The 19,986-nt window shown below is 60.9% G+C and carries 16 protein-coding genes; 5 read left to right on the top strand and 11 right to left on the bottom strand.

Annotation, left to right across the window (positions count from 1 at the left end; all coding sequences use genetic code 11):
- The first annotated feature begins 29 nt into the window (after positions 1 to 29).
- The 3 genes from hsdR to AC3FKH_RS17915 are packed head-to-tail and all read left to right on the top strand — an operon-like array spanning position 30 to position 5,593.
- Entirely contained in the window at positions 30 to 2,375 is a 2,346-nt protein-coding gene (gene hsdR, locus AC3FKH_RS17925; protein WP_488677194.1) for an EcoAI/FtnUII family type I restriction enzme subunit R, read from the top strand.
- 12 nt (positions 2,376 to 2,387) lie between these two features.
- Entirely contained in the window at positions 2,388 to 3,857 is a 1,470-nt protein-coding gene (locus tag AC3FKH_RS17920; RefSeq protein ID WP_488677193.1) for a type I restriction-modification system subunit M, read from the top strand.
- The gene (locus AC3FKH_RS17915) at positions 3,854 to 5,593 is read left to right on the top strand and encodes a restriction endonuclease subunit S (RefSeq protein ID WP_488677192.1); all 1,740 of its coding nucleotides are present in this window, start codon (positions 3,854 to 3,856) and stop codon (positions 5,591 to 5,593) included. Before AC3FKH_RS17920 ends, AC3FKH_RS17915 begins: the two co-directional genes overlap by 4 nt.
- Positions 5,594 to 5,990: 397 nt before the next feature.
- Here AC3FKH_RS17915 and AC3FKH_RS17910 read toward each other — a convergent pair whose 3' ends face one another.
- From AC3FKH_RS17910 to AC3FKH_RS17885, 6 genes are all read right to left on the bottom strand, one after another.
- Positions 5,991 to 7,382 carry an HNH endonuclease gene (locus tag AC3FKH_RS17910; RefSeq protein ID WP_488677191.1) on the bottom strand — a complete coding sequence of 464 codons (1,392 nt, stop codon included), beginning with the start codon at positions 7,380 to 7,382 and terminating at the stop codon, positions 5,991 to 5,993.
- A gap of 116 nt (positions 7,383 to 7,498) precedes the next feature.
- Positions 7,499 to 8,329 (bottom strand): hypothetical protein, encoded by an 831-nt coding sequence (locus tag AC3FKH_RS17905; RefSeq protein WP_488677190.1) that lies wholly within the window; start codon positions 8,327 to 8,329, stop codon positions 7,499 to 7,501.
- 101 nt (positions 8,330 to 8,430) lie between these two features.
- Positions 8,431 to 8,691, bottom strand: coding sequence for an HNH endonuclease (locus tag AC3FKH_RS17900; RefSeq protein WP_488677295.1), 261 nt, complete (start codon positions 8,689 to 8,691; stop codon positions 8,431 to 8,433).
- A gap of 479 nt (positions 8,692 to 9,170) precedes the next feature.
- Entirely contained in the window at positions 9,171 to 9,872 is a 702-nt protein-coding gene (locus AC3FKH_RS17895) for a S1 family peptidase (RefSeq protein ID WP_488677189.1), read from the bottom strand.
- 347 nt (positions 9,873 to 10,219) lie between these two features.
- On the bottom strand, positions 10,220 to 10,741 hold the full coding sequence (locus AC3FKH_RS17890; RefSeq protein ID WP_488677188.1) for a hypothetical protein: 522 nt from the start codon (positions 10,739 to 10,741) through the stop codon (positions 10,220 to 10,222).
- A 24-nt stretch (positions 10,742 to 10,765) separates the two neighbouring features.
- Positions 10,766 to 11,338 carry a hypothetical protein gene (locus tag AC3FKH_RS17885; RefSeq protein ID WP_488677187.1) on the bottom strand — a complete coding sequence of 191 codons (573 nt, stop codon included), beginning with the start codon at positions 11,336 to 11,338 and terminating at the stop codon, positions 10,766 to 10,768.
- Between the two features lie 229 nt (positions 11,339 to 11,567).
- Here AC3FKH_RS17885 and AC3FKH_RS17880 point away from each other — a divergent pair, with 229 nt between their 5' ends.
- Entirely contained in the window at positions 11,568 to 12,482 is a 915-nt protein-coding gene (locus tag AC3FKH_RS17880; protein ID WP_488677186.1) for a hypothetical protein, read from the top strand.
- 222 nt (positions 12,483 to 12,704) lie between these two features.
- Here AC3FKH_RS17880 and AC3FKH_RS17875 read toward each other — a convergent pair whose 3' ends face one another.
- The 5 genes from AC3FKH_RS17875 to AC3FKH_RS17855 form a co-directional block, all read right to left on the bottom strand.
- Positions 12,705 to 15,995 carry an AAA family ATPase gene (locus AC3FKH_RS17875; protein WP_488677185.1) on the bottom strand — a complete coding sequence of 1,097 codons (3,291 nt, stop codon included), beginning with the start codon at positions 15,993 to 15,995 and terminating at the stop codon, positions 12,705 to 12,707.
- Between the two features lie 135 nt (positions 15,996 to 16,130).
- Positions 16,131 to 16,583, bottom strand: a complete 453-nt coding sequence (locus AC3FKH_RS17870) for a hypothetical protein (RefSeq protein WP_488677184.1) — start codon at positions 16,581 to 16,583, stop codon at positions 16,131 to 16,133.
- A gap of 95 nt (positions 16,584 to 16,678) precedes the next feature.
- The gene (locus AC3FKH_RS17865) at positions 16,679 to 16,873 is read right to left on the bottom strand and encodes a helix-turn-helix transcriptional regulator (protein ID WP_488677183.1); all 195 of its coding nucleotides are present in this window, start codon (positions 16,871 to 16,873) and stop codon (positions 16,679 to 16,681) included.
- 232 nt (positions 16,874 to 17,105) lie between these two features.
- Positions 17,106 to 17,681 carry a hypothetical protein gene (locus AC3FKH_RS17860; protein WP_488677182.1) on the bottom strand — a complete coding sequence of 192 codons (576 nt, stop codon included), beginning with the start codon at positions 17,679 to 17,681 and terminating at the stop codon, positions 17,106 to 17,108.
- Positions 17,678 to 18,973, bottom strand: coding sequence for a tyrosine-type recombinase/integrase (locus tag AC3FKH_RS17855; protein WP_488677181.1), 1,296 nt, complete (start codon positions 18,971 to 18,973; stop codon positions 17,678 to 17,680). Before AC3FKH_RS17855 ends, AC3FKH_RS17860 begins: the two co-directional genes overlap by 4 nt.
- A gap of 302 nt (positions 18,974 to 19,275) precedes the next feature.
- Here AC3FKH_RS17855 and AC3FKH_RS17850 point away from each other — a divergent pair, with 302 nt between their 5' ends.
- Positions 19,276 to 19,899 carry an MFS transporter gene (locus AC3FKH_RS17850; RefSeq protein ID WP_488677180.1) on the top strand — a complete coding sequence of 208 codons (624 nt, stop codon included), beginning with the start codon at positions 19,276 to 19,278 and terminating at the stop codon, positions 19,897 to 19,899.
- The last annotated feature ends 87 nt before the right edge of the window (positions 19,900 to 19,986 follow it).

The raw sequence follows: 19,986 nt of genomic DNA, 5'->3' as shown, positions 1-19,986 counted from the left end.
AGCGCTGAATGCTTGGAGTGGTCAAAAAAATGAATAAGAAAGCCCTTTCAGAGCGGGACATTTGCAGCAAGTACATCACGCCGGCGCTGACACAAGCCGGGTGGGACCTGCACACGCAATTGCGCGAGGAAGTGAGCCTCACCAGCGGGCGGGTCGTGGTGCGTGGCAAGAAGGCTAAGCGCGACGAGGACACCATCGCCCGTGCCGACTATGTCTTGTCCTTCAAGCCCGGCCTGCCACTGGCCGTCGTGGAGGCCAAGGACAACAACCACGGCGTGCGCGCCGGCATGCAGCAGGCCCTGCGCTACGCCGAGATGCTGGACATGCCGTTCGCGTTCTCGAGCAATGGCGATGGCTTTGTCTGGCACGACCGCACGGGCCAGGACGGCGTGATCGAGCGCGAGCTGACGCTGGCGGAGTTTCCCTCCCCCGCCGTCCTATGGCAGCGCTATTTGGCCTGGAAGGGCATCGCGCCCGAGGCCGAGCCGGTCTACGCGCAGGACTACTATCCGGGTAAGGAGGCGCGCTACTACCAGCTCAACGCGGTCAACCGTGCCGTGGAGGCGGTGACCAAGGGCCAGTCGCGCATCCTGCTGGTGATGGCCACCGGCACCGGCAAGACCTTCACCGCGTTCCAGATCATCTGGCGCCTGTGGAAGGCGCGGGCGGCCAAGCGCATCCTGTTCCTGGCGGACCGCAATATCCTGGTCGACCAGACCAAGACCAACGACTTCAAACCGTTTGCCGGGGCGATGACCAAGATCGAGAACCGCACGGTCGAAAAATCCTACGAGATCTACCTGTCGCTCTACCAGGCCGTCACCGGGACCGACGAGGCCCAGAACATCTACCGCCAGTTCAGCCGGGATTTCTTTGACCTGGTGGTGATCGACGAATGTCACCGCGGCAGCGCCGCCGAGGACTCGGCCTGGCGCGAGATCCTCGACTACTTCAGCTCGGCGATCCACCTGGGACTGACCGCCACGCCGAAGGAAACCGAGGAGGTGTCGAACATCACCTATTTCGGCGAGCCGGTCTATACCTATTCGCTGCGCCAGGGCATCGACGACGGCTTTCTCGCGCCCTACAAGGTGATCCGCGTGGATCTCGACAAGGACCTGGGCTGGCGCCCACCGGTCGGCACCGTCGACAAGCACGGCCAGGTGGTCGAGGACCGCATCTACAACCAGTCGGACATGAACCGCACGCTGGTGCTGACCCAGCGCGACGTGGCGGTCGCGGCGCGCATCACCGAATTCCTGCGCGCCACCGACCGCATGGCCAAGACCATCGTGTTCTGCGAGGACATCGATCACGCCGCACGTATGCGCCAGGCGCTGATCAACGCCAATCCGGACCTGGCGAGCGCCAACCCGAAGTACGTGATGCAGATCACCGGCGATAACGCCGAAGGCAAGCTCGAGCTCGATAACTTCATCAATCCGCGCAAGGCCTATCCGGTCATCGCGACCACCTCGCGCCTGATGACCACCGGGGTCGACGCCAAGACCTGCAAGCTGGTGGTGCTCGACCGCACCATCAAGTCGATGGCCGAGTTCAAGCAGATCATCGGCCGCGGCACGCGCATCGACGAGGAGCACGACAAGCTCTGGTTCACCATCCTGGATTTCAAGCAGGCCACGGCCCTGTTCGCCGACCCGGCCTTCGATGGCGACCCGGTCGTGGTGTATGATCCCGCGCCCGACGAGCCGGTGCTGCCACCCGATGAGGAGCCAGAGGGCGAGGACACCGGGGAAGGCGGCACGGCCCAGCCTGGCGGCCCCCTCGGCGGGACCGAGGAGCCGCCCGGTCCGGGACGCACCCGCTACGTGCTGGATCACGTGCCGGTGCGCGTCGCGCACGAGCAGGTCCAGTACCTGGGCCCGGACGGCAAGCTGATCACGGAGTCACTGCGCGATTTCACTCGCATCCAATTGAACAAGCGCTATGCCTCGCTCGACGGCTTCCTGCAGGTCTGGCATGCGGCGGAGCGCAAGGAAGCGATCCTGGCCGAACTGGAAAAACAGGGCGTGCTGTTCGAGGAGCTGGCCGAGCTGGCCGGCAAGGAGCTCGACCCCTTTGACCTGATCTGCCACATCGCCTTCGACCAGCCGCCGCTGACGCGGCGCGAGCGCGCCGAGCGCGTCAAGAAGCGCAACGTCTTCGGCCGGTACGGCGAGACCGCCCGGCGCGTGCTGCAGGCGCTGCTCGACAAGTATGCGGATGCGGGCATCACCAATATCGAGCACATCGAGGTACTGAAGCTGGCGCCGCTCAATGAATTCGGCTCGCCGGTCGAGATCATCACCGCCTTTGGCGGCAAGGCGAACTACCAGGCCGCGCTCCACGAGTTGGAACGCGCCCTCTATCAATAACGACTTCTCCCCATGACCATCCGCTCCACCTTCATCAAGTCCGTGCAGGACATCCTGCGCCAGGACGCCGGCGTCGATGGCGACGCCCAGCGCATCTCGCAACTGAGCTGGCTGCTGTTCCTCAAGATCTTCGATGACCAGGAAACCGAGCTCGAGCTGCTGCGCGACGAATTCAAGTCGCCGCTGCCGGAGCGGCTGCGCTGGCGCACCTGGGCGGCCGATCCCGAGGGCATCACTGGCGAGGAACTGCTGGAATTCGTCAACGGCGATCTGTTCCCCGCGATCAAGGGGCTCAATGCGGACCCGAAGCGCAACCCGCGTGGCTTCGTCGCGCGCGAGGTGTTCAGCGACGCCTACAACTACATGAAGTCGGGCCAGTTGCTGCGCCAGGTGATCAACAAGATCAATGAGATCGACTTCAACAACCGCGCCGAGCGGCACCTGTTCAATGACCTCTACGAAAAGATCCTGAAGGATCTGCAGAGTGCCGGCAACGCAGGGGAGTTCTACACGCCGCGCGCGGTCACCCAGTTCATGGTCGACCAGGTCAACCCGCGGCTGGGCGAGCGCGTGCTGGACCCGGCCTGCGGCACCGGCGGTTTTCTCGCCTGCGCGATCGAGCACCTGAAGCCGCAGCGCCAGCGCGCCGACGACGACATCGTGCTGCAGAATGCCATCACCGGGGTCGAGAAGAAGCAGTTGCCGCACCTGCTGTGCGTGACCAACATGATGCTGCATGGCATCGAGGTGCCGTCGCAGATCCGGCACGACAATACGCTGGCGCGGCCGCTGATCGACTATGGCGCGCGCGACCTGGTCGACGTGATCCTGACCAATCCGCCGTTCGGCGGGACCGAGGAAGCCGGCATCGAGGCCAACTTCCCGGCCGACGTGCGCACCAAGGAAACCGCGGACCTGTTCCTGGTGCTAATGATCGAGCTGCTCAAGCACCACGGCCGCGCGGCGGTGGTACTGCCCGACGGCACGCTGTTTGGCGAGGGCGTGAAGAGCCGCATCAAGGAAAAGCTCCTCACCGAGTGCAACCTGCACACCATCGTGCGGCTGCCGAATGGCGTGTTCGCGCCCTACACCGGCATCAAGACGAACCTGCTGTTCTTCACCAAGGGCACGCCGACGCGCGAGGTCTGGTACTACGAGCATCCCTACCCGGCCGGCTACAAGAGCTACTCGAAGACCAAGCCGATCCGCATCGAGGAGTTCGCGCCGGAGAAGGCCTGGTGGGGCCGCGAGGCGGATGGCTTTGCCAGCCGGGTCGAGAACGAGTTCGCGTGGAAGGTCGGCATCGAAACATTCAAGGCCAACGGCTTCAACCTCGACCAGAAGAACCCGCACCAGGGTGAGGCAATCAGCCACGACCCGGACGAACTGCTCGCCCAGTACCAGCGGCTGACTGCCGAGGCGCACGCGTTGCGCGACCAGCTCAAGGGCATCCTTGCGCAAGCACTGGAGGGCCAGGCATGAAGCTGAGTGAAGGCTTTGAGATGCTGGCCACGGCGCCAGATGGCATAGCGCGTTTGCGTGAACTGATTTTTTCACTCGCCGTGCGAGGCAATCTCGTGCCGCAGGACCGGCGCGATGAGCCTGCGAGCGCGTTGCTAGCACGGATTCTAGAAAACAGGGAGCGACTGATCGGTGAAGGCAAGCTCAAGCGAGATAAGCCACTGCCTGCCGTCAGCGACGAGGAAAAGCCGTTTGCATTGCCCAAAGGATGGCAGTGGGCGAGATTTGGCGATGTGGTGCAGATCACGAGTGGTGTGACGCTCGGGAGGAAGACGCCGTTGAAGGAGCCAGTGTCCTTGCCCTATCTTCGGGTTGCAAACGTGCAGCGCAGGCAGCTAGCGCTATCGGAAATGAAAGATGTGATCATTGACAGGATGGAGATCGAGCGCTTCCGCCTGTTTCGGCATGACCTGCTGATCACAGAAGGCGGTGACTGGGACAAGGTCGGCCGAACTTGCCTTTGGCGCGACGAGATTGAGTTGTGCCTTCACCAGAATCATATTTTTAAGGCGAGAGGTATTGATGACGAGTGGGATCCTGAGTGGGCGGAGCTGTTTCTCAACTCTGCTGACGCTCGGGCCTATTTCTCTTCAGCAGCCAAACAGACGACAAATCTTGCTTCGATCAATATGTCGGAACTGAAGCGTTGTGTATTTCCAGTTCCCCCAATCGCGGAACAGTCTCGCATCGTCGCCAAAGTCGGCGAAATGATGCTTCTGTGCGACGCGCTGGAAGCCCGTGGCCACCTGGAGGAGGAGCAGCACGCGCGTTTGACTAAGACCCTGTTCGACGCACTGGCCACGAGCGAGTCGCCGCATGCCCTCGCGGAAAACTGGGCCCGCGTCGCCGCGAACTTCGACCTGCTGCTCGACCGCCCGGAAGCCGTCGACGCCCTCGAGCAGACGATGCTGCAGCTTGCAGTACGCGGGCTAATGGTGCCGCAAGACAAGAGCGACGAACCGGTTAGTGCATTGCTGGGACGAATAGCGGACAAGAAGGCAGAGCTAGCAACGCGTGAAGGGCTGCGAACGACTGCGCAAGCAGACGTACCGGAGGCCGAAAGATACTTGGGCGAGATCCCTGGCTGGGAATACTGCCGCCTAGGCAATCTCGCGAGGTTTATCGACTACAGAGGGAAGACTCCGCGGAAGACTGAGGCCGGCATCCCGTTGATCACCGCGAAGAACGTTCGTTTTGGATATATCAGTCGGGAGCCTCGGGAGTTCATTTCCGAAAACGACTATGAGACCTGGATGACCCGTGGGTTTCCGCGGGTCGGTGATCTGCTTTTTACTACCGAGGCTCCGCTTGGCAACATCGCGACTGTCGATATTGAGCATCGGTTCGCCCTAGCACAGCGCGTCATTTGCTTCCAACTGCATGAGGTAGCAACCGGACCGTATGTGCAACTGGCAATGATGTCTGCACCAGTACAAGCGCTGCTCCTCGCTGCGGCTTCAGGGATGACGGCAACGGGCATCAAGGCGTCACGCCTGAAGGAAATCCCTCTTGCCATCCCTCCTCTTGCAGAACAGCAGCGCATTGTCGCGCGCGTGGCAGAGCTGCGCCAACTCTGTGCCGACCTGCGCTCGCGCCTGACGGCTCGGCAAACCTGCCAGGCTCACTTCGCCGCGGCGCTGGCCGAACAGACGGCGGCGGCCGGGCAGGATGCGGGCAGCCTAGCCCTGGCGGCCTGAGCGCGGCGGGCGCCGGGCCTCTGCCCGGCCGTCCCGCAATGCTCCCCATTGGATCCGGCCACGCTCAGCGTTCGCCAATCGAACCAGCGTGGGGCCGGCCGGCAAAGTCGCGATAAAAGCGGTTATCGCGTTAATTAGACCGGCTTCTCTTCACGCATCTTTCGTCGAGGCGGACCATCGTCACGTAGCATTCGACAACCGAAACTGGCCGCGAAGAGCCGGTGGCCGGCGTCAGGGGCAGTGTCGAATCTTTTGGGTTGTCCCTCAGCGTCATGTCGGACGTTTTTTTCGGGATGCGGATTCAACCGGTCGATGCATCGCATTCCAGTTCGTGCCTTGTTCGGCCTCGAGACCAATGGCAGTTGCATACTATTGTATGCTGCAGTCAAAATTCCAATCAAAGTCCATACTTCTCTCTGAACTCGCGATAGCGACGGTCCAAAGCATCTCCGTTGGGCATCTCGGATGGATAGTGAGGCTGTCTGAGATCCTTTCCCTCGTAGGGCTTGTATTCGGACTGAAGCAAGGTGGGGGCAAGTCTCACTCGTAGCTTTGCATCGACTGCAAGCAGCCCCAAATCGAATAGGGTGTGTACGTCCGCACGCAAGAGTAACCCATTTGTGACGTTGTAATTTGGCTCCTCAGCATGCGGTCGAATGTGTGCTGCTTCCAATAGGTCTACCACCTTGCATCCTGTGACAGCACAAGTACGGCCGTAAGCAGCCAACAACCGCTCTCGAAACTGGGCTTGCCCGCGTCTTACCTTGATCGCGCGGTGCTGCACATCATCTGGTGGTCCGGTCTCACCGTCCACTGTCGCAGCACTTTCATCGGCAAATCCTTCCGGCTTAATTCCGCGTACCAGTACGGCTTTACCCGCGTCGCTATACTCGTGCACGTACCACTTGACGGGGTCCAGCGAGCGATATTGAACGTGAGAGGATCCCTCACCTAATTCCTCTCGATCACGCCGGTCCCCTCGGGTCAAGATCACGGAGACTGGCATGCCCCGCGTATAGGAAGCGTTCAGGGCATCGTCGAAGGCTCGCGCGCGCATCGCCTGCGTCAAGGCACGACTCTTTCGAGCGTCATTATTGGCTGGATTTCGCCCATCGGCTTGCAAGCGTTCAGCGAGTTCACGGAGGTTTTCTTCGAAGAAGACACGCTCGTGCTTGGCTCGCAAAGTGTCATGCCAAATGCACAGTGCATATCCCTCTCGGAAAGAACCGAAGGACCAGTTGTAGCAGAAATTTGGATTGGCTTTTACGCGTGCTACAGGCTGGCCGTCGGCCTTGGTGAACCAGTCGACTGTCGAGATTCCTGCACGCTCCAAGAGATCAAAAATCGCTTCTCGTTCTCGCGGTAAAAGGCCGTCAAGAATAGAGTCTCTGGGTGCGTCTGTATTGGCCAGATTGACCTCCCCCGTCCGAGGGCCGAACACATCGATAGCTCGTAGCGCGTCGACAACTTGCCTATGCAGCGTCCAGAGCCAAACAGACTGCGCCGGCTTCGTCGGCGTTGCGAGCACATATGTGAAAGTGGGCTCCCCGCTGTTTCCAATTGGAGGCGTAAAGCGCAATTGCTCACAAAGTGCGCGGCCAAGCTTGCCATATTGCAGATTGGCCGCCGAGTGGCTTTCATATGCTCCCGCCTTTGCAAGATCCCCTGCAGAGATAGTCTGGTTAGCTGCAAACAAATGCGCTTTCAGCATTCTGAGGTGACTATCCGGAGCATTGGACAACACCTTTTCGAGCGCGGCCTTGTATTCTTCGAAAGTGGGGAGTTGCATTGAGTCTTCCCGTCAAATTGGTGCTCAGCTTCTTCTACAGAAGATCGCTGATCTCCGGCTATTCTCTTATGCGATATGGCGAAGCTGTCTGGTCGTCACTGAAATGCCGCAAGTCCTTATGGCGCCTCCACATTGCCACTGGGAAGTCCTACTCCGGCAGCCTGAAATCCGACTCGATAGCCACCGACTCTCAGGCCGTTCACAAGGCTCATCCCTAAGAAGCTGACGCTACGATGCCCTTGGCCATCGCCGGGTTCGATCACCGGCAACAGTCGAAAGCCGTCAGAAGACGCAACACCAATCTGCACATGCCCTCCAACATCTTGCTGAACACCGCCTTGCACTAGCGCAGCTAGAGTAGTCAATACGCCGGGATCCGGGTGCGTGTCAGCTAGTTCTGAGTGCAGTTGAAGGAAAGCCTTCTCACCACTTCCAATAAGATGGAAACGACCCGGCCCGAGTAGTAGCTCGCCCAAGACCATACGCAGGGTCCCGTCGATCTTGTTTGGGACGGCCGCAAACGCTCTGTATGTTCTGGCGACGGAACAGTAGCCGAAAATTAGGGCCTCGAACACGACATCACGGTTCTGACGGCTCGACATGTCGCGGATTGTATTTTCCCCGATGGAGCGAGCAAGCTCGGCGATCGCCTCCACGGCAACGGGATGTGGGCCATCCGACTCCGCCAGCAAATTTTGAGTGCACGCGGCTAGCAAGGCGTGAGAACTGACGGCGGCCAGAGTCGACCCAGCGAAGGCGAAGCCAAGGCTGTGCCGATAATTGACTTCGAACTTGGCCCCCCTTATTTGTCTGTGACCCTGGACAGGAATCGGGAGGATCTTCGGCGCAGCATCCAGCAATGTTGAGTCGGCGCTGGTGACTCTTGTGTCGGAGCCACACCAAAGCTCCCCATAGCGTTCTCGGTACCAAAGGGCAACGATTGTCATGATGTCTCCCCTGATCTTCATAATCGGAACATAGTACCGCGGCTGAAAACAGCGCCGCACATGCGTTGTTAGGCAGTGTTCGACCAACCGTACCGGGGCGGTTAGGCGCCCTTGCGGGGTAGCGGTGAGCCCGGGGTCAGTTCTGCTACCAGAGACGGATTTGTCCACAGCCAAGGGCCATGCCATTTGCCGCGGCGCATGGCACGCTGAACGTGCCCCCGATGCTCTGCAGGACTTCGCGCGATTTTTCTCTGGTGACGCCGTCTATTGCAAGTCTCGCAAGCGGCCACAATATTGCGCCGGGACTCTGCGCCACCGTCTGAGCGTGCTTTAAGATGTTCCGCTGTGCATTTGAACGGCATGGCTTGGCCGCGCGACAGTCCGTACATTTGGATGAAAGATTCTGCGGAGTTTTCCCACATCGGGCAGCGGCAATAGAAGCATCGGCCGGACTGGGAACGGAAGGCACGAGCGCGAAATCGCGCTATAGATGAAGACATGAGCGGGCTCCTGAACAGGAAGATTTCGGAAAAATCGAAACCCGCTCGCCCTCAGGGCATACACGGGAACCAGCCGACTCGATCGGACTGGCACCACATCAGCCTGTTACAGGTCTGACAATCCAAGTCTAGCGCCTTGCCAAGGTCTTCCGCAAGCTTTTCAGGCATAGATGACCCGTGTGTATGGATTTTTCCTCCAGGTTCATTGCCGCCCTGCGAGGCAACTGAGAGTCGCGGAATGATCCAAAGCGGAAATGGTCCGCACGGGAAAGCAGGCACTCGACGTTGGAGATGGCCGGGAGGTGGAAAGCAAGCGAAGACCGTCAGTGTCAATCAACCCGTTAGACATCAGGATCATTGCTCATCCTTTGATTTGCCGGCAGCATGCCGTTCATTTCAAGGCAGTCGTAGATTGGCTCGACTGAGAGTACCGCCATAAACCCAGTTTCGGTAGGTCCATAGTCACGCACAAGCGCATCAGTAACCAGCCCCAAAAGCGCGGTACCGGATTTCTCGTTCAGCTCGTTGTACGCAACCAGCACTGGGCCGCCGCTGAATCCACCGCGGGCCATCGTCGAGACGAGAAAATGAACGAACTTCCGGTCTCGCAGCGTTACCAATGCATTGATTTCCCCCAGACTTGCTATGAGAACTGGTTCGCTCGTAAATGGGACTGGGGGGTAGCCTAGGACTAACGTCCGGTGCAAGAGGAGATCGTACTGGCCTAGGTAGTCGTCGAAGTGGCCGCCCAATGGAATGCAGTCGGCCGGAGCGTAGTCAAGACGGAGACAAGCGACGTCTACCGTCGGGTCGGGGTGGTAGGCCGGGCCTTCAAGAATTCGGATGTCGCCTGGCCTATCCAAACCTCTCCGGCCGATGTCTTGGATCAACTCCATTGACACAGAAAGATCGTGAAAATCGACGCTGACAATATGTCGACCTTCTATCACGTGACGAGCGGTGACATAGACTCCCTCACCAATATGAAAGCAGGTGCCAATCCCTCGATTACCTTGCGGGTCCACTGTATCGATGAAGCCCACGCATTTTGAGTATGTGGCGAACTGAGTTCTCGCCCAGTAGCGGAAAGTGTCTAAGGTTGGCTTAGGGGATGGAACCGTCATTTCTGACACATGATGTTTGAGGTAACGGCCGCCAGAGGGCAGAAGGAACCCGCAAGCGTGGCTTGCGGGGAGTTCAAAAATGCGGACGCCAGGAGGCCAGATGAGATGACCCTTTCCGGTGTAAATTAAATCGCCGGTTGTGGCCGACCTCGGTCAACTGGGGAGGGAGCGGTCGTCGTCGCTTTCCGACCCGAAACGGTCCGTGGTATTTCTCTTGATTGGACATTCAAGTGCTAGGGGTCAGGCTCACCGAATCTGCGTGAAGCCTACTTTTTGTCCCACTGCAACAGAGTGCTCAGCTTCGTGCCGGGAGGAATCTTAGGCACCTCTTTCCTCTCCATGGTCTCCTTGAGCGGTAGTGCTTGTATGAAGAAGGCTTCCAGTTGCCTGTTCAGATCGCGGATCCATATCTCGCTATCTTGCTTATCTAGAAAGTCAATTAATTTATCGTTGAGCGGGTCTGCTTGGAAGTGAAATGTTGCGTTACGGAACCTGCGCAGCAGATCCACGTACTCGGCCTTCGCCAAAACTTTTTCGAGAGGTTCAAACTTATGTCCAAGCTCCCTGTAGCCTTCGACGACCACATACAGCAACGAATACCAGACCTGCATACGGCAAACCATCGAAGCATGCTCACCGAAAGCCACGTACTCGATGCCGAACTTCTTGATTTCCCGCTCTTCTTGCTCAGGTGTAGTCGTTTTCTGCTGTAGGACAACGCGCACGGCGTCAGCTACGATCCAATGCCGGTGAAGGGCCGCGAGCTTCACGATATTTTCATTACTCATTTTTTTCTGTTGACGTGGTCGGAACTAAACTGGATACGAATAGCGCGTCTCAGTGGGGGTCTTCATGAGGTTTCCCCACAGTCCCCAAATTGACTGATCTGGTGCCAACGCGCCAAATATCCAAAGCTCGGCGATGTTGAGGTCGGGCACAACCAACTGGGCGGGATCGAACGAGGTATGTCGGTTAAGGTGGATGGCTACTACGAGGTCTTCGGAGTCGACGTATTTCGTCAATGCGTCAACCGTGGCTTGCACGGATGCCTTCGGATTTAGATTGGCTGGCACCACTTCCTTGATTTGGACAGGGGCTAGATGTTGCGTGTCGCCCTCGAGCCAGGAGGCGACAAAATCATAGTCTTGCGACTCCCCCCGGCCGACAAAGACCGTCTGGCCGAGTCGCTGAGACATCCCATGACAGAAAATTGCAGCCTCACGGATTTCCCTAAACTCTTTCAGGCCGTTGGTTCGTAGTGCCTTTATCTTCTCGGGAGTGTTCGACGTTGCGATCTGCAGTTCAACTTTCCGGAGGCTTCTCAACAGAGGTGCAGGATCTCGATATTCAAGCTTTTGAGCAAAACGCAACCATGCGCGATCCATTTCAGAGCCCCAGAAATAAGTTAAGTGCGCTCGCGAGCCTGTACGTTCGACGATTGTCCACGATCTGAGGGTTCGTGTCGAATGACTGAAACTGGCGGAGGTAAGGGGGGCTCAAGCGTGCGTGAAGTGGTACGCGGCCGTGTGCAGTCGCTCAATTTGTGCGGGCGCTTGGCACCCAAATGGCGGAGTCCGGTTTGCATGAGCGTTCACAGTGGTTCACCAGCGTTTGGTGGCGATCGGCATCGTTCAGGTGCTTCATGTTCGGAGGGCGCATCAGATGACCACGGGAAATTTCGACAGTGTCTTTGGCCAAGCCGATGGCCGTGATGAATCGCCCCCGTTTTGGGTGCTGGGAAAACTCGCGCAGGCACTTGCTCCGCGTTGTGGCGCACGCAACCGGTTGGGCGAGCCTTGCGGCAAACCGGCACAGACTGGCGGAGAGTTCTGCTACTGGCACACCAACTCGACGAGCCTGCGCGAGGCAAGGTCGCGCCGCAAGGCCGTGAACCCGAAGCAGGCGCACGCCAAGGTGATGCGGACTCTCTGGCGCACTGACCCCTGGACGCCTGGCTTTACCTGCCGCCTTGAGCCCGAAGCGCTTGAACGGCTGGTTTGGTGGCTCGACGGACACGGCCTGCACTATGACTGGCTGGCACCGATGACGCAGGACTGGCTGGCGTGGAAATTCGTCAACCTCGTGCGCCGCAAGTGCCTGCATGAGGCCGAGGGCGATGCTGTCATTGTCGAGCTTCGCAAGCGCGATGCCCATGTTCCTGACCCGCCTGCCGATGGGTCGGCCGTAGACATGACGGCCGACAGCGACGCGTGCGCCTGGCGCCCGTCGCTCATCCTGCATGGAGCGTGGGTTGAGCCGCAGCCTGGGCGCCGGAAGGTCGTCAAGCCGGTAGGGGAGGCAGGTGCGCCCGGAACGAAGCGGCGGCCCCGGCAAATGGGTAAATCGGGTACCTGGGCGCCTTCTGTTGGCCCGGCTACCCTGACGTCGCTGGAGCAGCGGGAAATTGCCCATGCGCGCGAGCGCGATCTGCTGGCGGCCCTGATGGACGGGGCGCCCGTGGGCACGAAGGAAGTCGAGCGGGCAAAGGCGCGGATCGAGGCGGCACGCCGGGCGTTGCTGCGGACGTAAGGCAGTGAATGGAGCGGAGTGGGCGCCGAGGTAGTCGCGGCTAGCCTGAACGGCGGCGCCTGCCAGTGTAGGCGCTCCGCCAGCAGGTGCCTGCTTAAGCGAATGCGCGATCTGGACACAGACGCAGAACTGGCACCCGCGACAATAATTCCCGCATAGCCGGCTTCAAGCTCACCCCTTATAGGGGGGTGAAGCTTTTGAAGCTTTGTGACATTAAGCGCACTATGCTTGCACTGAAGCAGGCCAGTAAAGTCCGTCCTTCTCGTGAGCGAGCCCTTCGGCCAGCAATCTCTCCACCGAACGGCGCAGTGTCTGCACAATCTTTTTACGTTCAGCAGGGTCCAGTGTTCCCTGCGGGCGGAGGTATTCTTCACGCCAGGTGTCCATGCCCACGCCTCGCGGGCGCGAGTGGGCGGGGGCGTCATTGTGGACCATTTTTCCCGCTTTCTCCACGGCGTCATTCAATGCACGCAAGACGGCTTTATCTGGAGGGGAAATCCTCTTTCGCCTGCCCCCCAGAATGGCGTGCCGCCCTTCATCCACGATTGCAGCCGATTCCAAGAGACGCCCTTGCGCGTCTTGGCCCATCACGATCTTTTCCAGCCGGAATGCGCGCGATTCGCCCGTCTCCCCGTCTCGCAGCTTGGTGACCTTGTAGCTGTGATATCCCGTTGCCTCTTCCATTTTTACCAGCACTGCGACGTCCACCGCCCCTTCAAGTGAGCTGTGTCCGCGCAGACCCTTCGAGGCGTCCTTGCCAGTGTGGTGGAGCAGGATGACCGTGAGACCTTGCGCCCGGAGCTTGTCGCAGTGACCGATTACGGCATTCATGTCTTCGGCGGCGTTGTCGTTGAGGCCGCCCCATACGCGCGCCAGCGTGTCAAACACGACGACAGCGTTGGTGATGCAATACCGCTCTTTCAGATCTTTGACCATCGCTTCGATCAGCGCGTGTGCAGCCGGGAAATTGCCACGCATATCGATCGGCTTCCTCGTCACAGCAATCGGCAGCATGGCCAAGTCCAGCCCCAGCTTCTTTGCGCCCGCCCGAAAACGCCGTCGCACGCCGCGACTGTTTTCGTTGGCTACATAGACGATTCCGACGCCGGCCGCGACCTCATGGCCAAACCACTCCAGCCCGGCAGCGATGTGCAGCCCAGCATCGACGCTCAAAAAGGTCTTGGCGGCACCGGGGGCACCATATACGGTAGCCAAGTCTCCTTGGTCAATGAGTCCCCGTACGAGCCACTGTCCCTCCGGCGGCTCGTCTGGCTCGTCGGCCAGAATGACGAAGTTTGGGGCCGCCGTCACTGTACTGCTCCCAGTCGTGGCACCGGGAAAAGGCGCCACTGGCTGGAATACGGTAGCCGGGTCGGGGTTTGGGACTGGGATCCGGTAGCTTGTGCGGGTGCCGCTGTCGAAAACGCGAGGGCGCCCGACACCGTCCAGGTCGATGAATGCCGCCATCGATTTCGAATCGCGGAACGGTGCCTGGATGCGCATTCGCTTTGCGCCGGCGTCGTACCAGTTTCGCACGGTTGTGGTGTCGCCGGTCCCGGGATCGATCGGCGTGTCCCAGGTCAACGTCTTGTCGTCGTGCGCTACAAGCTGTCCGTTGTTGTCCCGGTGCAGTTGAACGGTCGAGTTGGCATTGAGCCTGGCAACCTCGGCATCCGTGAGGCCGGCAATCTTGTCAAGGTCGAGCGCCGGCCCCGTATGTACCTGAATATCGGCCGGAGCTAGAGACAGTCCTGCGCCAACATTCGGTGCGCCTTCGAATACCGGCCGCCCGGGCGAGAGAACGCTCGGGTCGATAATCGTGGCGTCGCGCGTGCCAATCTGCTCGCCGCTGTTGCGAGACTGCATCGGCTTGCCCCAGGCTATGCCGGCAAGGTTTGCCTTGTGCAAGAGCTCCCGGCCGATTTTGTCGAGCCGAGCCAGGTCGCCGGTCAGCCGGATGAACGTGTGGCCATTGCCAGCCTTCACCGGGGTGCCGTCAGGCTTGATTACGCGTGCCGAAGAAGAGGGCGCGTGAACGCGCTCGCAGGCTATCGCCCCCGGCAGTAGGTGCTGATCTACCAGTGCCAGCCAGTTTGCGTATGGCAGATGCGCGTGATCGAACCGTTCGGGTGTATGCGCGTCGACGTCTCGATCCAACAGCACCCACTGGCACGGCAGGAAATTCTCTTTCATCCGGGCGATGAACTTCCCGCCGTTGATGGTGCGCACGCCGACCAGCTTCGGGCGGTCTGCCTTGTCCACTCCGAGCTTTTCGGCAAGCAAGTCCATCGTGACGATCCGGAAAGTTTCGCCCGGCGCCATTCCCTTCACGGCGCCGAGGATGATGCAGGCATTGGGCAGCTTGCTGACCCGCACGAGGACGTCAGCCAGAGCGCTGGCGTCGGGCACGTGTAGCATGCGGGCGGTGGCGACAGAGATGGTGGCTTGAGTCTGCTTGGTTACAGTCCCATCCGCGGCCAGCGTGAAGAATTTGCCGCAAGGCTCGTCGGCAACGAAGACCGTGATGCACTCCGACAGCGGAGCATCAGGACTTGCCGTCGCGGACGAGAGGCCTGGCCAGTCGCCCGGCCTTACGATAACTCCGCCGGCTGCCGTCATCACGTGCGACCAGGCCGTTTCCAGCGACATGACTTTGCTCAACAGTTCCTCGCTGGCCAGCGCCGTGCTGGTTTTCATTGCTACCAACTGTGCTGGTGAGCGGCATAGGTGCTTGGCGAGGAAGGCGTCTGGGATACCTTGATCGACAGCGAGTTGCTGCACGCCTGTGATGAGGTCGCCTTCGGCGGTCGGGTTCGCCTGCGGAGCGCTACCGGCCGTGTTCGCGTCAGGGCCGGGTACCGGCTGAGCTGCGTCGGCGCTATTGCCGGGGGATTCGGCAACCGGTTTCGCTGTATCAGTTTCCCGGGGCGGAGGCGCCGCCCGCCTGCACGCTGTCTTTCGGCCGGCTTGCTTTGGGTGGCCGGCCTTGAGCTCTGCTCGCACATGCGTGCTGCTGACGGTGGCCGTGGCGGCCGGCGCATCGGGTTCGGCGCCGAGTGCCTGCATGGTGGTCTGTGCGTGGCGGCCGAGCCATTCGTCGATGGGTGGCAGACGAGCGTGCAGTTCGGCCGCTGCCAACAGTGGACGGTGGTCATTGAGCAAGGGGGCTGCGATATGACAGCCGAGTAGGCGCTGAACGTCCTGCTGGCTGGCGCGTGCGTTGATCAAGAGTTGAGCCAAGGCGCAGACGGTAAGATCCGCCGGGATGTGGCGAGGGCGGAAATGGGCGGGCCAGTTTGCCGCGTACCACCCGTCCTGCGCAGGCCAATACTGGCGCATTTTCTCGCTGAGCAGCGGCATGGTGCTATTCACCAGCGCCCGAGCGGACTGGCAACCGAGAAGCCGCTGTACTTCCAGCGGTGAGGTGCCAGCGGCCACGAGCAGCCGCGCGAAATCTCCGATCGTGGTATCGGGTGGGATGTGGTTCGGGACAAAGTCGGCGGCGGTGTTCATTGCCCGGCCTCCGCTTCGGTGTCAGCGCGCCTCGTACCGCGCGCGGGCATAATGACATTGCACATTGTTTTGTCCTCTGGGGCGCGCGACCGCCGCGCCCTTGACGCCTGCCACTCAACGGCCGGCGTTTTTCTTTTATGGGCGGCAGCCGACGCTGGCTGTTTCGGCTTCAACTGGCAACACGTCGCCTTCCTGCACATCCTCCGCAACGCCCCAACCGTGCAACGGGTTCAGGCGAGCGTCGGGGAGTGAAGCTACCGGGCAGGGCCTGCCATTTGCGTCGGGCAGGATGATCGTTTCCGTCAGCCACCACACCGGAACACACTGCGCATAGCGGGGGTCAAGCCTGACAACGCGAACGACGCGGCCGAGCAGGGGCGTGAAATCGACCCAGGACGACATGCCATTCGAATATGGATTCCACCCACCACCGGTAATATTCGTGACAACAGCGAGATCTCCTGCGTGGCAGCGCAATTCCCACTTCGGGCACGGCATCGTCGGATTGTCGAGACAGCGCCCGGCGCATTGGATGAGCTGCTTTTGGCGCGAACGGGCACAAGCGCGCCTCTGTCCGGATTTGGACATAATGGTCTCCTTGGGTTGGATTCTGCGGCTCCGCGTGTCGGGGCCGTTTGATTTGGCGCGATGCGTCAGGTGGTCACGTCAGCGGGCACGCGAGCTCATGAACGCCGCGTTGCCATTTCTGCAATCGCCGCCTCCACGTCCTCACGCAACCATCCGACAGCGTGGCTGCCGATTGAGAATGGCGGCGGCAGCAGGCCTTCTCTGATCAGCTTTCGGACGGTGTTCGGACTGCCTAGGCCAAACTCGCGCTGCATCTGCTTGAACCGCACAATCCGGGTGGGATATGTCATGGGCTGCTCCTGCTCAAACTCGTGCAGGTCAGCGTAGTGCGCGTCAGGCTGGAATTCCGGATTCTTAATTCAACCCGAATTTCGTATTTTTCATTCGGATCGCGGGAGAAATTCGTCTTTGCGTTCAGAGTAGTCTGTCAGCGTTCAGGGTAGTCTGTCAGCGTTCAGAGGCGGCTTGCCGCCTGCTTGTTGCGGCGCACGCATAGTTGGACCGGCGCTGCTGACTCAGCGCCTAGACGAAGCCGAGAAATTTGGGGAGGGTCTTGAAGGCGTAGTACAGGCGTTCGCGCGAGGGGCGCACGGAGTCTGGCAACGAAGCGACGGCCGCGCAGGCGAAGTCCAGCACCGCACCCGTGTAGTGCAGCGACCGGGAGCCATCGGGCAGCAGATCATCTTGCTTATGCCCGACCTTTGGCTGCCTGCCAGTTACCTCGCGCCATACGGTGGACAGCCGGGCAATCAGCCGGAAAAGGTCAGGATTGACCGGTCGGCCGCGCCGCTTGATGGGTGGAGCGTGTTCCTGCTGTGCCTTGTGCAACATGGCAAGCGCCCTGGCTACTTGGGCCCGGCATTCAGCAATTTTCTTCGTGTCCCCGGCCTCCACGGAGGCGACATAATTAAGGAACGGCTCGATGTGCTTGCGGTCGGCCTCGCGGGCCATGTCGTCCAGCCAGGCGTTCTGTTCCACTGCTCGCTGGAGCTCGACCGTTCGCTGGATTACGCGGTAGGTGTTCACCGCCGAGACGGTGTTGGGATGCGCCAGCGCAGCAGCCAGCTCTTGTTCGCTAACCTGCTCTCGCTTGCTCACGCTGCGCTCTCCGCGCTTCCCCGAATCGGCGTCACGGTCGCCGCCTCGGGCACCTGCGCGCAGTAGGCCGCCCAGTCGGTCATCAGCGCCTTGCGGCGCTCCAGCAGGTCGCCACGGCGGTATGCCGCCTCCACGGCGTTGCCGACTGTATGGGCCAGCGCCATTTCGCAGACGATGTTCGGGTAGTTGGTCGTCTCGGCAGCCCAGTCGCGGAACGTCGAGCGAAAGCCATGCTGCGTCACGTCGTAGCCCATGCGCTCGATCACGGCGTTCAGCGTGGCGTCGGACATGGGCCGGCCTGCGCGCAGCGTGCTCTCGAACACCAGCGTGTCAGGCTCGCCAGGTCCTAGGCTGCGCAGCAGCGCCACCGCCGGCTCCGACAGCGGCACGCGGTGCGCGCGCTTCGCTTTCATCCGCTCGCCAGGGATCGTCCAGACAGCGGCCTGCAAGTCGATTTCCCCCCAGGTGGCGAGTCGGATTTCGCTGCTACGCGAGGCACACAGAACGCCGAATTCGAGCGCACGAGCACCCATGCCTTCGGCCTGTCGCAACTCGGCCATGAAAGCGCCCATATCGCGGAAGTCGAGCGCGGCATGGTGCTCTACCTTCCGAACTTTCCTCGGTGAGGGCAGCAGTGCGGATAGATGGCCGCGCCACGTGGCCGGGTTTGGCCCGTTGACCAGCCCGCGCGCGGCCGCATAGGCCAGAACGGACTCGACGCGCCCACGCACACGGGAGGCCGTTTCGGGTTTGTCGTTCCAGATGCCTTTTGAGTTGGGATCGTCGGGTTGCTGGCGGGTCAGCACCGTCAGGATGTGCTCGGTGTTGATCGCTGCCACATCCAGCGCGCCGATGATCGGGCTGGCGTAGGTGTTCAGCGTGGCCGTCCACTGGGCGATGTGCTTGCGATTCGACCAGCCGGATGACTTTGCCTCGATGAATGCCTGCGCCACCTTGTCGAAGATGCGGGTATCGGCCTCAGCGGCGGCGACGCGCCGGGCCGCCTTGTCGGCCGCGCGATGCTCCAGCGGGTCGATGCCCTGATTCAGCAGCTCCTGCGCGGCGTCACGGGCCTTGCGTGCGCCGGCCAGCGAGACCTTCGGGTAGGCACCGAGCCCCAGCCAGCGGGCCTTTCCGGTGGCGGGGGCGGTGTAGCGCATCGTCCAGTACTTGCCCGGCTCACCGCCCGATTTCGCCGCCTTCACGTCGAGCATGAGCCCGTCGCCCAACCCATACCGGCCCACGCCAGCCGCCTGTACCTGCTTGTCCGTGGTGATCGCCTTGCCAGCCATTTGCCCTCCTTCCTCAGATCCGTTCCTACAACGTTTCCTACAATACCGGAGTTTCTTCAGGATGGATCAGATCAATTCAAAATGGCTCAGAGTTTCCGCAATCCCTTGTTGTATAAGGGATACGCTGGGATGGCTTGAGGTGGCCTGAACTGGCTTGAGCCATATGTCGGCGGACTCCGTCTCCGCCAGCAATGGCGGCGAACCCCGGAAGATCGCGGTCTTCCGGGGTTTTGTTTTTTTCGGGCGGGGTTCGGGCGGTACCTATGCCGCGCAGGTGTTACGCCGTACCTGTGAGAACCCGAATGGCAACGAACATCCAGCTTCACGGCAGCGTCTACTACGCCAGACAGGCGAAGCAGGCCTCCGCCTCGCTGGTGCTCTCGTCCATCCTTCTGCCGGGCCTTGGCCTTGCCGCAAGCAGCCTTGGCTTCGGCGCCATCACCGCGTTTGTCTCGCTTCTTTACATGCGCAACGGCTGGGGGGCTGGCTGGCAGGCGTTCACGGCATTTGCCGTGGCCCTCATCCTGATGCGTGCGCTGTTTGGCCATCTGCCGGACAAGCTGGGCGGCCCCAAGGTCGCCATGGTGAGCATCCTCATCGAAGGCGCTGGCCAACTGCTGCTCTGGATGGCGTCCTCGGCCACGGTCGCGCTCCTCGGCGCTGCGCTTACGGGCCTCGGCTATTCGCTCGTCTATCCGGCGTTCGGCACGGAGGTCGTGCGCAAGGCGCCGCCGGAAAGCAAGGGTTTGGCTATGGGAAGCTACACCGCCTGCCTCGATCTCACGCTCGGCGTTGGCAGCCCGCTCCTCGGCGTCGTCGGCGGCCACGCCGGCCTGCCGAGCGTGTTCCTCGTTAGCGCCGGTGCCGCTGTGGTCGGCGCAGGCATCGCGCTCTGGATGACCGCACGAACTGCACCCGTCCGCTGACGCAACCTTTTACAGCATCGGGCATCTCCTCAGCGGTACATCCCATCCGTACGACACACCGGCACACTCCTTGCTGCCTCTGCTGTC

The sequence above is a fragment of the Cupriavidus sp. 21MJTG02-4 genome (assembly GCF_057798975.1).
This window is presented reverse-complemented; position numbering and strand designations above follow the sequence as displayed.